Origin of the sequence: Nitrospira lenta (genome assembly GCF_900403705.1) — a bacterium.
Taxonomy (GTDB): domain Bacteria; phylum Nitrospirota; class Nitrospiria; order Nitrospirales; family Nitrospiraceae; genus Nitrospira_D; species Nitrospira_D lenta.
The window spans coordinates 55,001-72,016 of sequence record NZ_OUNR01000021.1; the positions used below are offsets into that span (position 1 = coordinate 55,001).

Consider the following 17,016-nt stretch of genomic DNA (forward strand, 5'->3'; position numbering starts at 1 on the left):
ATTCCGCCGTCTCGATATCACGCGAAGTGAATATCGAGCAGTGGAAAGTGCACGTGAAAGGCGTCGTAAACACCCCGCTTTCACTGGGCTGGCGCGACATTTTGAATCGCGACTCCTACGATCAAGTCTCCACACTCATGTGCATCGATACCCTCCCCGGCGGAGACAGCCTGGGCACGGCCACCTGGCGCGGCATTTCATTGAAAAAGCTACTTCAGGACGCTGGCGCAGATGAAGAAGCCGCACGCGATGTGATTTTTCGCGGCATCGACGGCTATGACGACAGCATTCCATTTTCACGCGCCATGCAAGACGATGTGATGATCGCCTTTCTGATGAATGGCGAAAAACTCCCTAAGGAACACGGCTTTCCCATCCGCCTCATCGTCCCCGGCCTGTATGGCATTAAGAACGTAAAATGGATCACCGAGATCGAAGTATATCCGGGTGATTACCTAGGATATTGGCAGCGCAAAGGTTGGACCGACGACGCCACCATCAAGATCTTCTCCCGCATCGATTCCCCCGGCCACTATCAAACCCTGCGCGGGCCCGTGCAGAAATTTCGCGGGATCGCCTTCGGTGGCCCTCACTCCATCAGCAAGGTAGAGCTCAGCTTCGATGCGGGCCGCACGTGGAACGAATGCGAGATTGAACCGCCGATGTCTCCCTATTCCTGGGTGATTTGGAACTACGCCTGGGCCGCGCCGAAGGCAGGGAAATTTCAAACAGTGGTGCGGGCGATCGACACAAAGGGACAGCTGCAGATAGCTGAAATCGTCCGGCCACAGCCAGCTGGCGCAAGCGGACTCCATACAATTATTTCTGAAATCGCTGAGCTCTAACACCATAACTCACACCGCAAGATTCGGGAGCAGAACTCACCTCCCAGCCTCGGCTCTACCAGCCTCACAGTTTTCCAATTTTTCTCCCTCTTGAACTTGCTTCCCGCCGAAATTCCCGCTACTGATAGCTTCTCCACTGTCTCTTTCTGGAGGGCTCCATGACTCGATATTTCTTCCTAGCCTCGTCACTCCTTCTCGGCATGACGGGTTGCGACCTGCACTCCCCGGCTCTGCAACAAGACCGGCTGACGTCCCTGGGATCGGCACAAATCCACGCAACAGCCACACGCGTCAACGGGGAAATCACACGGCGGTCTGTGACGATTGACGGCGTTTCGCTCAGTATCCTAGAAGCCGGCACCGGCGATCCGATTATCTTCGTCCACGGCGTCGTCACCACCAGCAACATTTTCGCGAAATATCTGGATGCCTACTCGCCGGACTTTCGTGGCATTGCCGTCGACCTCCGCGGATATGGCGATTCGCAAAAACCGGACAGCGGATTTACCATCGCCCAGTTTTCCAAAGATCTGATTGCCCTGGCGGACAAGCTGGAAATCGAGCGGCCGATCTGGGTCGGCGTCTCCATGGGCGGCATGATCGTGCAGCAATTGGCTCTAGATTACCCCGATCGCGTACGGGCACTCGTGCTGGTGTCCACGACCGACGGAGCGATGGTACTGGACAAAGATCTCCCGACCATCGGTAATCCGCGCGATTTTCACACCGTCTCCAAGAACATCATTGTCGAGAGCTTCCCCCCGAATACGCCCGCCACGCTGTATCAGCCATTGTTGGACCGCATTCCGAGCTGGAACGGCACCGTGCTGCGTGAAGCCCTGACCAGCATGGCCCAGGCCAACGTGCACGGACGGATCAACGCCATCGCCGCGCCGACACTGGTGGTGGTCGGAGCCAAAGATGATGTCGCTACCCCCGCCATCGCACAAGGGATCCAGACACAGATCGCCGGCGCGCAACTCGTAGAGTTCAACACCGGCCATTTCATGATGGCGGAAGATCCGGAGCGGTTTCGGAACGTGCTGGGAGATTTTTTGCAGAGCTTGAAGAAGTAGCGGACGAGCCCTGCGCTATTCGGCGGAACGGCGGAAGATCCCTGGCAAATCCTGCCGCCGTGGCTTGATACCAGCAGCCGTTTCGCTTCCCTGAATCGACTGTACCTCGCCGGAAGTCAATTCTCTCCAGACACCGGGCGCAAGATTCCCCAACAAGATGGGACCAATCGCCACACGAACCAACCGTAATGTCGGATGCCCCACCGCCGCGGTCATGCGACGCACCTGCCGATTCATCCCTTCGCGAATCGTCATCTCAATCCAACAGGTCGGCACGGTTTTCCTGAACCGAATGGGCACCGGTCGATCCGGCAATGCCGGTGGCTCGTCCAGCAAGCGAACGTCCGCCGGCCTTGTCTTCGTTCCGCTCAGTACCACACCCTGGCGCAATTGCCGGAGCGCCTGCTCATCAGGAATGCGCTCCACCTGCACTAGATAGACCTTCGGAAGCTTGTGTTGCGGATCGGTGATGCGGTGCGACAACGTTCCGTCAGATGTCAGAAGCATCAACCCTTCACTGTCCATATCCAGCCGCCCTGCGGCATAGACACCGGGCAACTCGACATAGTCGGCAAGCGTCGACCGTCCCTCAGGATCGGTAAAACAAGGCAGGACACCATAGGGTTTATGCAACGCGATGGTGTAGGTCGGCGCAGACGGCCGGTGCGCATGCGCTGACAACCGAGGACGCACAGGCTCAATAGCCACGGCCGAACCCTCCGCCGATTCGTCCGCCGCGTCCCACCCCCATCCCGCCGAATACGCCGATTGAAAATCCCGAGCGCGGCTCCGCCCCATAGTCGGGCGGCCATACATAGAGATGCTTCACGCCAAAGGTAGGGTACCGATACTCCACCTCATCCAGGCGATCCGTGCGAACTCCGGTCACTTCGCCGACCAGCGTGACCGCCGTCCCCTCTCGGATCGTCGCCGGATCGAGCAACTCTTGAGTGAGCGCTAGAAATCGGCCTTGCGACTCCGTCCTGACAACCGTCGGTTCATAGTCGCCGTCCAGCGGGAGCTGCAATACTTCTAGCAACATGCCGGCATCGGTCCGTTTGGCCTTCAGCACCTCCCCGCCGACCACGATCCGTTTTCCGACCAAGGACTCCGGTGCCGCCAGGACCTGCGCGAACGTCACGTCCTTGTCGAGTTGAGCCTCAAGCGCCTCCGGCACAGCAACGTGGGAGGCACAGCCAGTCATCATCACCGCGCTCCACCACAGCACGGCGGCTCCTCTGATCCACTTGATGTTCATGCCGCCACTATACCCGAGCCCGCATCTCACCCTCAAATCTCACCCCCAGTGTAGAATCGTAGGTATTCCCCTTCAAATTTCAGAACGACTTCATGCGCTCTTTGAGCCACAGCTCTCTTGCCAGGAGGGAGCCCGGCACCCTGTTCGCCTGTAGACTGCGAGACTTAGAAGATGCGGCCATCGCCGTAATGGTGGATCTCGCCCGTCATGTTCGCACGGCACCAGGCTTGCTCTATCACCCGGCATGAGAGCTGTCACTACTCTCATCGGATTCATCCAATGTTGCCAGCGGCCATAGCATCGCAGATGACCGTGGCCTATTTCATCAACTCCCTACCTGAGGAGGTTCCCATGACTCGCGTTGCCAGCTTCATCGCACTCGCCGCGTTCTTGACGTTTGGTCTCGGCACGGCCGTCTCCTTCGCAAGTGATCCGGCACCGGTCGAGCAGAAGGACAAGAAGGATATGAGCGGTTCCAAAGCCGACGATGACAGCAAGAACAAAGATGAGAAGAAGGAGATGGGCAAGTAAGCCTGCTTTCCGGGGCGCAACTATTGTTGCGCCCCTCATTCCCCCAACCGAGTTCAATCTCCATCTGCCGAATCTGTCAGCCTATCCGTATAGCACCATCGCATCGCCAGTTCAGTCCTCTGAGAAACCAGTGCTTCCCGCACTTTCCATGAGCCACTTACATCCGAAAGATCTCTCCAAAATCACCGACCAACTATGCTCCTTCGGTCTGAACGGGAACTACGCCCACGCATCCACATCGTGGCGGCCGCCTCCCCTCACGCCGCGCATTTGGAGACTTCCCCTCGCTCTTCGCTTCCGCTATGATGCCGGCGTGCCGCCGAAATCCACAGCGATTCGTAAGCACTTTTATGGATCTTTCAGCATGAGGACATCATGGTCAAATTGATCGGGCTTGCCGTCATCGCCTCGCTCTTTCTCGGACTGACCGCCTGCGACACCGCGTACATGGCCACGATGGAGAAGATGGGCTATGCCAAACGCGACATTCTGAGCAGCCGAGTCAAATCAGCGCGCAACGCACAGGAAGACGCCAAGAAAGAAATCCAAAGCGCACTGGAGCAATTCGGCAAAGTCGTCGGCTATCAAGGCGGCGACCTGGAAGCCACCTATAAAACCCTGAACAGCGAGTTGGAAAACAGCGAAGACAGTGCCGAGGCCGTCCGGAAACGAATCAAGGACGTCGAAAGCGTTGCGGATTCGCTATTCGCCGAATGGAAGACCGAACTCGGGCAATATTCCAGCGCCGATCTGCGGCGCAAGAGTGAAGAAAAGCTGACGCAGACAAAAGCCCGATATAACGAAATGCTGGGGGCCATGAAGAAGGCCGAACAACGCATCGACCCGGTCTTGAAGCCGCTTCGCGATCAAGTGCTGTACCTCAAGCACAATTTGAATGCGCGCGCCCTGGCCGCCATCAAAGGCGAACTCGTGAAAGTCGACGCCCAGGTCGATCAACTGGTCAAGGACATGAATAAATCCATCGCCGAAGCGGATAAATTCATCCAATCAATGGAAAAGGAACCGGCCTAGCCAGGATTATTCATGAATGGTCATGGCTAATTCGATAGGCACGAGAGTTCGTCAGGAGGATCGCGATGCGGTGGGAAGGACAACGGGAAAGCAACAATATCGAAGACCGCCGTGGAATGGGCTCGGCCGGGGTCGGCAGTGCCGGCGGACTAGGAATCGGCGGGATCGTCTTAGTCCTCGCCGTGAGCTACTTCACCGGCACCAATCCTCTGACGCTCATCAATATGCTGAGCGGAGTCCAGAGCATGACGGACTCTTCCGCCCCATCCACACCCGCTGCCACGGGAGCGCCCAGCGACCAACTCGGCAAGTTTGCCGCAGTCGTCCTCGCGGATACAGAAACAACCTGGAAGCAATTGCTGGGACCTGACTATGAGGAGCCCCGACTTGTCCTCTTCAGCGGCGCCGTCCGATCCGCCTGCGGAACCACCTCATCCGCCGTCGGGCCGTTTTATTGCCCGGGTGATCACAAGGTGTATCTCGATCTGACATTTTTCAACGAGATGGCTCAGCGCCTCGGCGCCCCCGGAGACTTTGCGCAGGCCTATGTCATCGCGCATGAGGTGGGACACCACGTGCAGAATCTGACGGGTGTGGCCGGAAAAGTTACGCGTCTCCAGCGCCAGTCCTCAGAGAAAGATGCCAATGCCTTGTCCGTCCGCATGGAACTGCAAGCCGATTGTTACGCCGGAGTATGGGGATATCATGCCAACCGCACGCGCAATCTGATCGAACCGGGCGATTTCGAAGAAGGGCTCAAGGCCGCCGCCGCCATCGGCGACGATCGCTTACAAAAAATGGGACAGGGATATGTCCAACCGGAAAGCTGGACACACGGCTCATCCGATCAACGGATGACCTGGCTCAGGCGAGGCCTGGAAAGCGGCGATCCCAGTGTGTGCAACACCTTTGAAGGTCTCCGCTTATGAGTTCAGACGAGCAGGATGCCACGCAGCATCTGACAAGCAGCGCCCTTGAAACGCTCTTCGTCGATCCTCCATGGGATTCGAAATCCTTCCTCGGCGCAGGCGCCACGACCCTGGCCGGACTCGGAGCCTGGATGAACGACATGATGTCCCCGGCTCTCGCACGCGGAGGGGCCAGCTTTATGGGAGGGTTCTTGATCGGCTGGGCGATTCGTCGGACCGTCAAACTCGCCGTCATTGTCACGGGCCTGCTGTTGACGCTGCTGGCTGCCGTGAAAATGACCGGCATCGTCGAGCTCGACTGGACGGTGATCGAAACAAATATTGTGCACAGTCTCGCCTGGGCACAGGGCAAAGCCGAGGGCTTCAAGGAAGTCCTCACCGGCTATCTCCCTTCAGCCGGAGCAGGCGGCGCCGGAGCTTTCTTAGGGCTTCGGAAGAAATAGCCTCGCGATTAGCAGCCATCAGGCGAGCGCACGGCTTAGTCGTTTAACTTTTCCTTGATCTTATTTCCGGCCTTTTCGAACCCTTCAGCAGTTTTAGTCGCAGCCTTCTTGAGCTTCTCGCCGACCTTGTCCACAACGTGCTTTTCTTCAACCTTTTTCACCACCGCTTTGGTCTTACTCTCAATTTGTTCGCCGATATGTTTCGCCGTCGTCTCAACTCGCTCCATCATCCCTTGCGACTCTTCGGCAAAGACCGGACTGGCCGCGAACAGCACCACCGCCGACAGTACACAGAGAGCCCGTCTCCGAACGATCGCAATTGACATCACGCACTCCTTTTTATAGACAGCAGCCCGGGTGCCCCCACATCTTATCTCTACGCCCCCCGTTCCTCTTCCCCGGCACTCTGGATTATACTGGACCATCGACCCATTCTGACATGAAAGGATCCTGCATGCGACGCACTGCTCTCATTCATTCATGGCTTCGTGGCTTCGCCCTCTGCCTGCTTGCACTCCCGATACTCGCGCTGGCGGTTCCAGCCCAGGCTGAACTATCTCCTGCGGCGCTCGACCGCGCCAAGCTTGCGACCGTCGGAGTGCTCGAAGACACACAGGATCAGCGGACGCCGGACAAACCGGGGAAAATCTTGGTTCGCGGTACCGGCTTTCATCTGCGCGACGGCTACATCGTCACCGCCCGGCATGCCGCGGAGAAGCATGATGTCACCACCGGCACCATCATTGAAAAACAGATTCGGATCCTGACGACCGATCTCCACGAACTCACCGCCGATCTGGTCGGCGACAGCGCCTTCATGGATGTCGTCGTGTATCGCGTCATCGAAGCCCAACGATCCAAACTCCTCGCGTCCGCATTTTTCGCCGGTGGCGATGTGCAACCCGGCCAAACCGTCTTTACCGTCGGCTATCCCATGGGCTGGGGCCCGACCATGTCGTTCGGTCACCTGGGCAATACAAATACGTTTCTCCAAACCGTGGACACCAGACTGATCCAAGCCGACGTCGCCGCCTGCAGCGGCAACTCCGGAGGCGGACTCTTCAACGAGAAGGGCGACGTGGTGGGCATCATGCACGCCATCATCCAGACCGAGCGGGACGACTCCACCGCCCACTGCAGCCGCATGGCCTTTGCGATTCCGGCGTTGTTGGCTGAACGAATCGTGAAAGCGGCCATTGAGGGAAAGCCGATGACCTTCTCCAAAATGGGCATTCACATGATGGCCGTCAAAGACGGGACGAAATGGCGCATGGCGGTAAAGGAAGTCAATGAACCGTCCAAGTCAGCCGGCATCCAAAAACACGACATCATCATCGCCGTAGACGACACTGAGATCAACGACGCGGCGCACTTGAAGAATTATCTGATCGAACGCACCACCCCAGGGCAACAAGTCCGGGTGAAAGTCCGCCGCATCGACGCGGATCTGACCTTTACAGTGACGCTAGGAGGGGGATAGGACGGCGCCTCCACTGGATATCCAGCGCCACGCTAGTTCTTCGTCACCGAGCGCACATCAAGAATGCCGGAGAAATGGGCGTCGATCGTCACGCGATCGCCGTTTCTAAGCATGACCACGCTCGTATCGCAGAGCGTCGCATAGGTGGCATTGATGGTACCGGTGTCGTCTGCGACCGCGAATTCTTGAATACACTTCTCCAGCTTACTGCGAGCGCCGATAAACTGTTGCATGCGATAATGGCTTACCGTGCCCTCAACCCGCACCAATTTCATATTGTACGACTGAGGATAGGCCAGCAACGAATTGACCTTCACCGGATCTGCCGCCCACGCAAGGGACAGCACCGAGCTGCACGCGAACGCCAGCATGCCCGCCAAACCGACCAGCCGTTTTGTCGTCTCAGTGTGATGCCGCATCACTTCTCCTTTTCAGTGTGTGTTAATGACCCGCTTGCCGCAGCACTTGGCCGGTTGCAGCGCTATAGGCCTCAGCCAGCGTATGTACCTCAATGACATGGATCGCCTTTTCGGATCCCGTAAAGCTGAGATGGCTATTGTCCAATCCGTCGGGCACGATCATCGTGGTTTTTTTAAGATCTCTACAGGCATTCATCTTATCCACCAGTCGGCCAACTGGCTTAATCTCCAGCGTCGGTTCAATTGTTCCCGACATGCAAATGTCTTGTCGAATGGGATCGCCGAGGAGCGCCGCAGCGATCCCGACCGCCATGATGCCACCGGCACTCGGGCCATCCATCTTTACCGGAATCAGCAGGCGAACGGTCACGTATCTCGAATCGTATCCCACAGCCCTCGCCGCAACGGCTACAGCCGTGCGCAAGGATTCAGCCGACACCGGCATCAAGTTCATATTGGGCACAACGTCCGGCCCCTTTCCATCGGCTCTATATCCGACTATGAGGCGGGCAACCAGCCCGCTCCATGAACCGGTAATAGACCCTGCCCTGGGCCGAACCAATATGCTGAGTACAGGCACGGTCAGAGAAACATCAGAGAAAGGAGCGGGCTGACTCAGTATCTGGGCTGGCGCACGAACAGCCGTCGTCTTCGACTCCGGCGGAAGAACGGCTTGAGACTGCGGCAAAATGGGGGCCGGAATAACTTCCAACGACGAATACGTCTGCGGCTCCCTCATCTCTCGACAGCCCGGTCCACTATGGTCTGTGTACAGATCTGAAAGGCCTGCCCGTGGACAGACCCAGATCTCTGCCCAAGATAACTCCGCGAATGCTCCCCCTCCGTATTGAACAAATAGGAGACAGAATAGCCGGAGCAGCATGCACCTCGCTGATTGAGCTGTAACCTTGTTGCACATAGAACATTCGTGTCGAATAAGTAACCCTAGCCCAGCGTCCCAGATCCTCAGCGGAGTTACCCTCTACCAAGCCAACGCTATCGGTTCTTCCATGAGGAACACTTACACGCGAAAGGTACCGTGAAGGACTGCCTTCGTCAAAAGAAAGAGCGGTTCAGGTAATGGCAGTGAATTCGGGGATAGGGAGAGCGTGCGGCAACGAAAGCAATTCGAACGAGATACGCCGAACAGCGCTAGCCTGGCAGCGCCTGATACCAGCCGTTAGCTCGAACCAGGGTTACGGGCTGATCGAAGAGTCGGCTGAGGTTGATGTCTGTGAGCAGGTTGGCTTTGCTGCCGTCCGCAACAATCTGCCCTTCTTTGAGCAGGACCACCCGCTCAACCTCCGGCGGAATCTCATGCAGGTGATGCGTGACGAGCAGGACGGTCTTTCCTTTGCGGATCTGTGCACGCAAGAGGTCGAGATACTGAAAGCAGGCTTTCAAATCGAGACCGCTCGTCGGTTCATCCAGGACCAGCACCGAGGGATCATGCACCAGCGCGCGGCCGAGAAGAAAGCGGCGTTGCTCGCCGGTTGAGAGATGCCCGAAGCGGCGGCCAGCCAATGACTCAATACCCAACTCCTTCATCACCTCGCGCGCCCGTGCGATCTGCGCCTCGCGGAACTCTTGATACTCGTAGGTGTCGTTGCTCGCATAGTACCCGGATAAAATAACGTTCAACCCTTCCGCACAAATCAGATAGTCCTTCTGGAGATCGTGCGAGACAATTCCCAGTCGCTTGCGCACCTCCCAGACACTCCCGCCCTCTTCACCGAACAGACGAATATGGGTTTCATCTAAGGGAAGCGGATGGACTCCGCCGGCTAAGAGCTTGAGCAGAGTCGATTTGCCGGCACCATTAGGGCCGACGATCGCCGCATGCTCGCCCTCTTGCAAAGCAAAGGAGAAGTCCGAGAAGACGCAGGTATCCCCCCGATAGACGGTCGCATGTTGAATATCGAGGATGGGACGAGAGGCTGCTATCGCGCCCCTCTCTTTGACAGGAGCGGTGATCGGCGCGGCCGCGGCAACCTGACCGCCGACTTTCTTACCAGCGCTGCGCGATTGTTCGAGGCCGGCGCGAGCCAAGGCGTCCACCCGTTCGTTGTCAGGATGGCCGTTATGTCCCCTCACCCAGTGCCATTCAAGCTTGTGGCCGGAGGCCAACGCATCGAGGCGACGCCACAAATCCTCATTCTTCACCGGCTCTTTACTGGCTGTCTTCCAGCCGCGCCGCTTCCAGCTATGAATCCATTCGCTGATGCCCTTCTGGACATACTGCGAATCAGTATAGACCCGCGCTTCCACCGGCTGGGCAAGCGACTGTAACGCTTCGATCACCGCCAGCAACTCCATGCGGTTGTTTGTCGTCGCCGGCTCCCCGCCGCAGAGCTCCGTTTCAACACCGCCGATACGCAGTAAGGCGCCCCAACCCCCGGGACCTGGATTTCCGCTACAGGCACCATCTGTATAGATTTCGATCACGCGACTGCTCTTTCTATCAAGTTGAACCGTCCGGCTGGCATCCGGATTGTACTACGGCACCTTCTTCACGAGCCAGAGCCAGCTGCCACTCACATCCACGAACGACGTGACTCCATCACACAACTTACGTACAATGCAGCCGCACTAACGCCCTACACCTTCACCCAAGGCACATCCTGCGTACGTTACTCCTTATCGGCACAGGCGGGTTCGTCGGCTCGATCCTCCGCTATCTCATGAGCGGATATGCGCAACAGCTCAGCAAGAGTATTCAATTCCCTTTCGGCACGCTGGCGGTTAATGTCCTGGGGTGCGCGGCGATCGGATTCCTCGCAGAACTCGCAGATCATCGCGGCGCCATCTCAGGAGAGACCCGAACCTTCCTCATCGTCGGGATACTCGGCGGATTTACCACCTTCTCGGCATTCGGAAATGAAACGATGAATCTTCTGCGAGACGGAGAACTCTTACTGGCCTGCGGAAACATTGTCGGCCACACAGTCCTGGGCCTTGCCGCGGTCTGGCTCGGCTATTCAACCGCCTATCTCATATGGAAATGACCCATGCGCGCTGAAGACGGATGCCTGCTCAGAATCTTTGCCGGAGAAGGCGACAAACACGAGGGACGGCCGCTCTACGAATGGATTGTTGCGCAAGCACAAGAGCGGCAGCTCTCTGGCGCCACAGTCTACCGGGGGCTCATGGGCTTCGGAGCACACACCCGCGTCATCCACACATTCAAGATCGAACGCCTGGCGGAAGACCTCCCCATCGTCATCGAACTCATCGACACACGTGACAAGTTGAATGGGCTTCTCACCTTCCTCGAACAGCACACCACCTCGGGCCTCCTAGCCACTTTACAACCGATTGAAATCCGCATGATTCAGGGACGCCCCAAGTAGCAGGAATGTCCGTTTACCAGCCAGCCAGACATCCCTACCCCAGGAACGTTGTCAGAAAGAGAGTCCGACTCGTTACGCTTCGGTAGGATTCTGATCGATCTTTGCGGTCGATTTCTTGCCCGTGGAAGTGGCCGCCTTCTTTGATGAGCCTGAAATCTTCGGAGTCGAGGTCTTCACATCGGCGTTCTGCGCACGATGCAGCAAGGCGTGATCCATCAGCACGAGGGCCAGCATGGCTTCGGCGATCGGCGTGGCTCTGATGCCCACGCAGGGGTCATGACGGCCATTGGTTTCGACGGTGACCGGCTGGCCTTGCTTGTCGATCGACCGGCGCGGGACACGGATGCTGGAGGTCGGCTTGATACCAATCGTCACCACCACATCCTGACCGGTCGAAATACCACCGAGGATGCCGCCGGCATGGTTGGTCACAAAGCCTTCGGGCGTCAGTTCGTCGCCATGTTCGGAGCCACGTTGGGCGACTGAGGCGAAGCCTGAACCGATTTCGACCGCCTTCACCGCGTTGATGCTCATCATCGCGCCGGCCAGGTCGGAATCCAGCTTCGCATAGACCGGGGCTCCCCACCCGACCGGCACATGTTCGGCCACCGTGGTGATCTTCGCGCCGACGGAATCGCCGGACTTCCGCAAGTCATCCATGAACGCTTCGAGCTTCACAACGAGGTCGGCATTAGCGGCAAAGAACGGATTGGCTCTGACGACGTCCCAGCTTTGAAACGGTACCTCGATCGGTCCCAACTGGCTGAGATAGCCTCGAATCACGACCCCATGATTCTCGTGCAGCCACTTCCTGGCGATCGCCGCAGCCGCCACACGGACCGCTGTCTCGCGCGCCGAGGATCGTCCCCCGCCGCGATGATCGCGGATGCCGTACTTCTGCCAATAGGTGTAGTCGGCGTGGCCCGGACGGAACGTATCGATGAGGTTGCCGTAATCCCGGCTGCGTTGATCTTCGTTACGGATAAGGAGGGCAATCGGAGTCCCGGTCGTCTTCCCCTCGAAGACACCGGAAAGAATTTCGACGGTATCCGATTCCTGCCGTTGCGTGACGTGGCGTGACGTGCCCGGCTTGCGTCGGTCCAAATCGCCCTGAATGTCTTCGATCGAGAGCGCCATCCCCGGCGGGCACCCGTCCACGACACAGCCGATCGCCGGCCCGTGGCTCTCGCCAAAGGAGGTAACGGTGAAGATGTGTCCGATACTGTTGCCAGCCATGGCAGATTCACACGTTGGGGTTATTCGACAAGATCCAGCTTAATCCTCAACTCCTTCAACTGTTCGGTACTCACGGCCGACGGCGCGTCGGTCAACGGACATTGCGCACGCTGCGTCTTGGGGAATGCGATGACGTCGCGAATGGAATCCGCGCCGCCGAGCAACATGATCAAACGATCGAGACCGAACGCGATGCCTCCGTGCGGTGGCGCGCCATACTCCAGAGCCTCCAACAGAAACCCGAACTTCGCCTGCGACTGCTCTTTGTTGATACCGAGCAAATCCAGAATCTTGAGCTGGATATCGCTGCGGTGGTTCCGGATGCTGCCGCCGCCGATCTCGCTCCCGTTCAACACCATATCGTAAGCCTTAGCCCGTACTTTCAACGGCTCTGAATCCAGCAGCGCCAGGTCTTCATCCATCGGCGCAGCAAAGGGATTATGCATGAAGATATAGCGCTTCTCTTCCGGCGAATAGTCCAATAGCGGGAACTCGGTGACCCAGAGCGGCTTCCAGGCGTTCTTGTCGATCAGGTTCAATTCCTCGCCCAGTTGGAGCCGGATACGGCCCAGGACATCGTGCACGACCGCCGGCTTGTCGGCGCCGAAGAGCACGAGATCGCCGGGCTTCGCCTCCGGCAAGGCCGCGGCAAAGGCTTTGGCATCGAGGAACTTCGCAATGACTGATTCCAACTGCCCTTCAGGCGTGATCTTCAACCAGGCCAGGCCCTTGGCCCCGAAGCTTTTGGCTGTTTCGCCCAAGGCATCGATGCGGCTGCGCGGCGTCGCGGCGCCACCCTTCACGATCAGCGCCTTGACCAATCCACCCTTCGTGGCGGCATCCTTGAACACCTTGAACTCGCTGGCCGCTGCGAACGCCGTGACATCGTACAGGGGCATGTCAAAACGCAGATCCGGCTTATCCGATCCATAGCGCCCCATCGCTTCGGCATACGTCATCCGCGGAAATGGCGTCGGCAATTGCACGCCGCCGGCCTCACGAAACACGGTGACGATCATCGTTTCCATCAACGTCATCACATCCAGCCGATCGACGAACGACATCTCCAGATCGATCTGGGTAAACTCGGGCTGGCGATCATTACGCAGATCTTCGTCGCGGAAGCAGCGGGCGATTTGATAGTACCGATCCATGCCGCTGACCATGAGCACCTGCTTGAAGAGCTGCGGCGACTGCGGCAGCGCAAAGAACGTTCCGGGATTCACGCGGCTCGGCACCAGATAGTCTCGCGCCCCTTCCGGCGTGCTCTTCGTGAGAATCGGCGTTTCGATTTCGAGGAACTCTTCCTTATTGAGAAACCCGCGCACTGCCTGCGCAATATCGTGCCGGGTCTTCATCAGCTTCTGCATGCGGGGACGCCGCAAATCCAGATATCGGTACTTCAGGCGGATCGCTTCCGTCACTTCCGCATCATCCTCGATGACGAACGGCGGCGTCTTCGATTCGTTCAACACCTCGACGGCGTCGACAAAGACTTCGATCTCCCCGGTCGAAAGATTCGGGTTCTTGGACTCATCCGGACGCGCCATCACCTGGCCGGTGATGGACACCACGCATTCGCTCCGCAGCGTATGGCCGCCTTGATGGACTGCGGCGTTGCGCTCTGCATTGAAGACCACTTGCGTGAGACCGGTCCGGTCGCGCAGGTCGATAAAGATCACCGTACCGTGGTCGCGCCGCCGTTGCACCCAGCCGTTTAATACCACGGTCCGGCCGACATGGGTCTTATTCAATTCGCCACAGCGATGCGTTCTCACCTTCATGCCACGTGTCTCGCTTTCTTCGTCGAGTGCCGTTTCGTCTTCGAGGGTTTCGCCCAGCCCGGGCGCCGGGGAGGCTTGGGCGGCCGGACGCCGGGGTCCTTCCCTTCCTTTTCCAATGTCCGTCGCTGCTCGACGATGTCGCGCAACGCATTCGCTTCCCGGTCCGTCAGGAACCGGAACTCGCCGGAACCCAGATCGCCCAGTGTAAGCGGGCCCATCTTGACGCGGGTCAATTTGATCACCGGATGGCCGACGGCTTCCAGCATCCGCTTCACCTGATGCTTGCGGCCTTCATGAATCGTAATTTCCACCCAGGAATTGGCTTCGGCCTTACGCACCTTTTTCACCGTGGCCGGACTGGTCATACCGTCTTCGAGCTTGATCCCCTTCTCAAGCTGGGCGATCTCTGCATCCGTCAGGACGCTCTTCACCTTGATGAGATAGGTCTTCGGGACATGATAGCGCGGATGCAGCAAGGCCTGCGTCAAATCGCCGTTGTTCGTCAGCAGCATCAAACCTTCGCTGTCGAAGTCCAACCGGCCGACCGGAAACACCCGCACCGACACCCCATGCAGAAAATTCTTCACCGTCGGCCGTCCACCCGGATCGTCCAGCGTAGACATGACATTCTTCGGCTTATTCAGGATGAGATAGACGAAGGGCTGTGCGTTTTCGAGGTGCTTGCCGTCTACCTTCACGTGATCACGATCAGGATCGACCTTGGTGCCGAGTTCCGTGACCACCTTACCGTTGACGGTGACGCGACCGCTCGCGATCAACATCTCCGCCTTCCGGCGCGAAGCCAGCCCGGTCGTTGCAATAATTTTCTGAAGCCTGGTTTCCATATAGGTACTAGGAGCCTTTACGTCTGACCATCCGGTCCGAGATTCGTCCATTCTCTCTTTTAGGAGCGGGCCTATTGACTCTCACTGCGCGCATCCAGTGAGCACCGCCCGACAATCACAACACTAAGAAATCCGCGTGCGCACTGGGCGAGCAAGAGAGGCGATAGGCCCGCTCCTATTCCCTACTCCCACTCGATCGTACTTGGCGGCTTCGAGCTGATGTCGTAGACGACGCGATTCACGCCCTTCACTTCGTTGATGATCCGGCTCGACATCCGCGCCAGTACATCGTTCGGGATCCTGGCCCAGTCGGCGGTCATCCCGTCTACGCTGGTCACCGCGCGAATCGCTATGACGTTGTCATACGTTCGTTGATCGCCCATGACGCCGACCGTGCGGATCGGCAAGAGCACGGCAAAAAATTGCCAGATTTCACGATACAGTCCCGCGCCGCGGATCTCCTGATCGACAATCGTTTCCGCTCCACGGAGAATCGCCAATCGCTCCTTCGTCACGGAACCGAGCACCCGGATTGCGAGACCGGGACCGGGGAACGGCTGCCGCCAGACAATCTCATCCGGCAACCCAAGTTCCGTCCCCAACACCCGCACTTCGTCCTTGAACAATTCGCGAAGCGGCTCAATCAACTTCAACTTCATCCGCGCGGGCAGCCCACCGACATTATGATGGGTCTTGATCGTGGCCGACGGCCCCTTGAAGCTCACGCTCTCGATGACGTCGGGATAGAGCGTTCCCTGCACCAGATACTTGACGCTCTTCAGCTTCTTGGACTCGACGTCGAAATTCTGAATGAACAGGCGCCCGATGATCTTGCGCTTCCGCTCGGGATCGGTCACGCCCTTCAAGCCGTCCAGGAACTGTGTTGTCCGATCGAGTACCCGAAGATTCAGATGCATCTGCGACGCCAAGGTCTTCTTCACCTGCTCGCGCTCGCCGGCCCGCAGCACCCCATTGTCGACAAAGATACAGGTCAGCTGATCTCCGATGGCCCGATGCGTGAGCGCGGCCGCCACGGAGGAATCAACGCCGCCGCTCAGTGCGCAGATCACCCGATCTTTCCCGACCTGCTCACGGATCTGAGTCACTGCCTGATCCACATAGGACTGCATGGTCCAGGTCGGCGTACAGCCGCAAATCTCATAGACGAAGTTGCGGAGAATCTTCGCCCCTTCCGGCGTATGTGCGACTTCCGGATGGAACTGCAGACAATAGATCCGCCGCTGTTTGGTCTCCGACTTCATCGCCGCGACCGGCGAATTACTCGTATGGGCGATGGATCTGAATCCCGGCGGCATGCGCTCAATCCGGTCTCCATGAGACATCCACACCACCGCCGAACCGCCGGTGCCGATCCCTTTAAAGAGATCGCTGCGGTCGTCGATCAGGAGATCCGCCCGGCCGTATTCCCGATGCGGCGCTTTTACGACTTTGCCGCCGGACAGGTGCGTGACCAGCTGCATGCCGTAGCAGATGCCCAGAATCGGAATGCCCTGATCGAATAATTCTTTGGCAACGGACGGGGCCTTCTTTTCGTAGACGCTGGAGGGCCCGCCGGAAAGCACGATGCCTTGGGGGCGATAGGCCAGAATGGTCGCCAGTGACGCCGTGCAAGGCAGAATCTGCGAATAGACCTGCGCCTCGCGAATGCGCCGGGCGATCAATTGGGTATATTGCGATCCAAAATCGAGGACGAGAATGCGGTTATGCCAAAGTTCCATAGTGTTAGCTTTCAGCTGTCAGCATTCAGCCGTCAGCACCCGATCAGAT

The 17,016-nt window shown here is 58.1% G+C and carries 19 protein-coding genes and 1 pseudogene (1 of these 20 running past the window's edge); 9 read left to right on the plus strand and 11 right to left on the minus strand.

From position 1 onward, the window contains the following. A protein-coding gene (locus NITLEN_RS16715) for a molybdopterin-dependent oxidoreductase (protein WP_245924543.1) crosses the window boundary here: on the plus strand, window positions 1-845 show its 3' portion. 211 nt of this gene lie to the left of the window's left edge; the window shows 845 of its 1,056 coding nt (coding positions 212-1,056); its start codon lies beyond the left edge, outside the window; the stop codon is at window positions 843-845. Between the two features lie 158 nt (window positions 846-1,003). Beyond that, window positions 1,004-1,921: an alpha/beta fold hydrolase gene (locus NITLEN_RS16720; RefSeq protein ID WP_121990784.1), complete on the plus strand. Its 918-nt coding sequence runs from the start codon at window positions 1,004-1,006 to the stop codon at window positions 1,919-1,921. 15 nt (window positions 1,922-1,936) lie between these two features. On the opposite strand, the gene NITLEN_RS16725 is transcribed toward NITLEN_RS16720, so the two are convergent. Continuing rightward, the gene (locus NITLEN_RS16725) at window positions 1,937-2,629 is read right to left on the minus strand and encodes a pseudouridine synthase (RefSeq protein WP_245924545.1); all 693 of its coding nucleotides are present in this window, start codon (window positions 2,627-2,629) and stop codon (window positions 1,937-1,939) included. After that, the gene (locus tag NITLEN_RS16730; protein WP_121990786.1) at window positions 2,619-3,179 is read right to left on the minus strand and encodes a Slp family lipoprotein; all 561 of its coding nucleotides are present in this window, start codon (window positions 3,177-3,179) and stop codon (window positions 2,619-2,621) included. Before NITLEN_RS16730 ends, NITLEN_RS16725 begins: the two co-directional genes overlap by 11 nt. Before the next feature lie 351 nt (window positions 3,180-3,530). Here NITLEN_RS16730 and NITLEN_RS16735 point away from each other — a divergent pair, with 351 nt between their 5' ends. The 4 genes from NITLEN_RS16735 to NITLEN_RS16750 all read left to right on the plus strand — a co-directional run bounded on the left by NITLEN_RS16735 (window position 3,531) and on the right by NITLEN_RS16750 (window position 6,114). Beyond that, window positions 3,531-3,710, plus strand: a complete 180-nt coding sequence (locus NITLEN_RS16735) for a hypothetical protein (RefSeq protein WP_146216237.1) — start codon at window positions 3,531-3,533, stop codon at window positions 3,708-3,710. A gap of 375 nt (window positions 3,711-4,085) precedes the next feature. Further along, the gene (locus NITLEN_RS16740; RefSeq protein ID WP_121990788.1) at window positions 4,086-4,742 is read left to right on the plus strand and encodes a DUF2959 domain-containing protein; all 657 of its coding nucleotides are present in this window, start codon (window positions 4,086-4,088) and stop codon (window positions 4,740-4,742) included. A gap of 65 nt (window positions 4,743-4,807) precedes the next feature. Continuing rightward, complete coding sequence (ypfJ, locus tag NITLEN_RS16745) at window positions 4,808-5,671, plus strand: KPN_02809 family neutral zinc metallopeptidase (protein ID WP_121990789.1); 864 nt, start codon at window positions 4,808-4,810, stop codon at window positions 5,669-5,671. Continuing rightward, the gene (locus tag NITLEN_RS16750; protein ID WP_121990790.1) at window positions 5,668-6,114 is read left to right on the plus strand and encodes an FUN14 domain-containing protein; all 447 of its coding nucleotides are present in this window, start codon (window positions 5,668-5,670) and stop codon (window positions 6,112-6,114) included. The genes ypfJ and NITLEN_RS16750 overlap by 4 nt, the downstream gene beginning before the upstream one ends. A gap of 35 nt (window positions 6,115-6,149) precedes the next feature. On the opposite strand, the gene NITLEN_RS16755 is transcribed toward NITLEN_RS16750, so the two are convergent. Further along, the gene (locus tag NITLEN_RS16755) at window positions 6,150-6,440 is read right to left on the minus strand and encodes a hypothetical protein (RefSeq protein ID WP_121990791.1); all 291 of its coding nucleotides are present in this window, start codon (window positions 6,438-6,440) and stop codon (window positions 6,150-6,152) included. A gap of 128 nt (window positions 6,441-6,568) precedes the next feature. On the opposite strand from NITLEN_RS16755, the gene NITLEN_RS16760 reads away from it, so the two are divergent. Continuing rightward, window positions 6,569-7,594, plus strand: a complete 1,026-nt coding sequence (locus tag NITLEN_RS16760; protein ID WP_181416941.1) for a S1C family serine protease — start codon at window positions 6,569-6,571, stop codon at window positions 7,592-7,594. 32 nt (window positions 7,595-7,626) lie between these two features. Here the strand turns inward: NITLEN_RS16760 and NITLEN_RS16765 are convergent, their stop codons facing one another. From NITLEN_RS16765 to rnhA, 4 genes and pseudogenes are all read right to left on the minus strand, one after another. Beyond that, on the minus strand, window positions 7,627-8,013 hold the full coding sequence (locus tag NITLEN_RS16765) for a hypothetical protein (RefSeq protein WP_121990793.1): 387 nt from the start codon (window positions 8,011-8,013) through the stop codon (window positions 7,627-7,629). A gap of 22 nt (window positions 8,014-8,035) precedes the next feature. Continuing rightward, window positions 8,036-8,467: a S16 family serine protease gene (locus NITLEN_RS18240; RefSeq protein WP_245924559.1), complete on the minus strand. Its 432-nt coding sequence runs from the start codon at window positions 8,465-8,467 to the stop codon at window positions 8,036-8,038. Between the two features lie 698 nt (window positions 8,468-9,165). Then, window positions 9,166-9,987 (minus strand): ABC transporter ATP-binding protein, encoded by an 822-nt coding sequence (locus tag NITLEN_RS18735; RefSeq protein ID WP_342776549.1) that lies wholly within the window; start codon window positions 9,985-9,987, stop codon window positions 9,166-9,168. Between the two features lie 27 nt (window positions 9,988-10,014). After that, window positions 10,015-10,458 (minus strand): annotated as a pseudogene (gene rnhA / locus NITLEN_RS18740) (ribonuclease HI); the annotation flags it as partial. A 194-nt stretch (window positions 10,459-10,652) separates the two neighbouring features. Here rnhA and crcB point away from each other — a divergent pair. Together crcB and NITLEN_RS16790 are read left to right on the plus strand one after the other, a co-directional pair. Continuing rightward, window positions 10,653-11,018, plus strand: a complete 366-nt coding sequence (crcB, locus tag NITLEN_RS16785) for a fluoride efflux transporter CrcB (RefSeq protein WP_281267847.1) — start codon at window positions 10,653-10,655, stop codon at window positions 11,016-11,018. 3 nt (window positions 11,019-11,021) lie between these two features. After that, a complete protein-coding gene (locus NITLEN_RS16790) occupies window positions 11,022-11,363 on the plus strand; it encodes a DUF190 domain-containing protein (RefSeq protein ID WP_121990796.1) in 342 nt (113 codons plus the stop codon). A 72-nt stretch (window positions 11,364-11,435) separates the two neighbouring features. On the opposite strand, the gene aroC is transcribed toward NITLEN_RS16790, so the two are convergent. From aroC to guaA, 4 genes are all read right to left on the minus strand, one after another. Beyond that, window positions 11,436-12,599, minus strand: a complete 1,164-nt coding sequence (gene aroC, locus NITLEN_RS16795; protein WP_121990797.1) for a chorismate synthase — start codon at window positions 12,597-12,599, stop codon at window positions 11,436-11,438. Between the two features lie 20 nt (window positions 12,600-12,619). Beyond that, on the minus strand, window positions 12,620-14,383 hold the full coding sequence (gene aspS / locus NITLEN_RS16800; protein ID WP_121990798.1) for an aspartate--tRNA ligase: 1,764 nt from the start codon (window positions 14,381-14,383) through the stop codon (window positions 12,620-12,622). Then, window positions 14,380-15,279, minus strand: a complete 900-nt coding sequence (locus NITLEN_RS16805; protein ID WP_245924550.1) for a pseudouridine synthase — start codon at window positions 15,277-15,279, stop codon at window positions 14,380-14,382. Before NITLEN_RS16805 ends, aspS begins: the two co-directional genes overlap by 4 nt. A gap of 131 nt (window positions 15,280-15,410) precedes the next feature. After that, complete coding sequence (gene guaA / locus NITLEN_RS16810) at window positions 15,411-16,967, minus strand: glutamine-hydrolyzing GMP synthase (protein WP_121990799.1); 1,557 nt, start codon at window positions 16,965-16,967, stop codon at window positions 15,411-15,413. Between the last annotated feature and the right edge of the window lie 49 nt (window positions 16,968-17,016).

Coding starts and splice junctions, on each gene's coding strand:
- NITLEN_RS16760 (WP_181416941.1), top strand. CDS start 6,569: ATGCGACGCACTGCTCTCATTCATTCATGGCTTCGTGGCTTCGCCCTC.
- NITLEN_RS18240 (WP_245924559.1), bottom strand. CDS start 8,467: ATGAACTTGATGCCGGTGTCGGCTGAATCCTTGCGCACGGCTGTAGCC.
- NITLEN_RS16740 (WP_121990788.1), top strand. CDS start 4,086: ATGGTCAAATTGATCGGGCTTGCCGTCATCGCCTCGCTCTTTCTCGGA.
- ypfJ (WP_121990789.1), top strand. CDS start 4,808: ATGCGGTGGGAAGGACAACGGGAAAGCAACAATATCGAAGACCGCCGT.
- guaA (WP_121990799.1), bottom strand. CDS start 16,967: ATGGAACTTTGGCATAACCGCATTCTCGTCCTCGATTTTGGATCGCAA.
- NITLEN_RS16805 (WP_245924550.1), bottom strand. CDS start 15,279: ATGGACGAATCTCGGACCGGATGGTCAGACGTAAAGGCTCCTAGTACC.
- NITLEN_RS16755 (WP_121990791.1), bottom strand. CDS start 6,440: ATGTCAATTGCGATCGTTCGGAGACGGGCTCTCTGTGTACTGTCGGCG.
- NITLEN_RS16790 (WP_121990796.1), top strand. CDS start 11,022: ATGCGCGCTGAAGACGGATGCCTGCTCAGAATCTTTGCCGGAGAAGGC.
- aspS (WP_121990798.1), bottom strand. CDS start 14,383: ATGAAGGTGAGAACGCATCGCTGTGGCGAATTGAATAAGACCCATGTC.
- NITLEN_RS16765 (WP_121990793.1), bottom strand. CDS start 8,013: ATGCGGCATCACACTGAGACGACAAAACGGCTGGTCGGTTTGGCGGGC.
- NITLEN_RS16735 (WP_146216237.1), top strand. CDS start 3,531: ATGACTCGCGTTGCCAGCTTCATCGCACTCGCCGCGTTCTTGACGTTT.
- NITLEN_RS16750 (WP_121990790.1), top strand. CDS start 5,668: ATGAGTTCAGACGAGCAGGATGCCACGCAGCATCTGACAAGCAGCGCC.
- NITLEN_RS16730 (WP_121990786.1), bottom strand. CDS start 3,179: ATGAACATCAAGTGGATCAGAGGAGCCGCCGTGCTGTGGTGGAGCGCG.
- NITLEN_RS16720 (WP_121990784.1), top strand. CDS start 1,004: ATGACTCGATATTTCTTCCTAGCCTCGTCACTCCTTCTCGGCATGACG.
- aroC (WP_121990797.1), bottom strand. CDS start 12,599: ATGGCTGGCAACAGTATCGGACACATCTTCACCGTTACCTCCTTTGGC.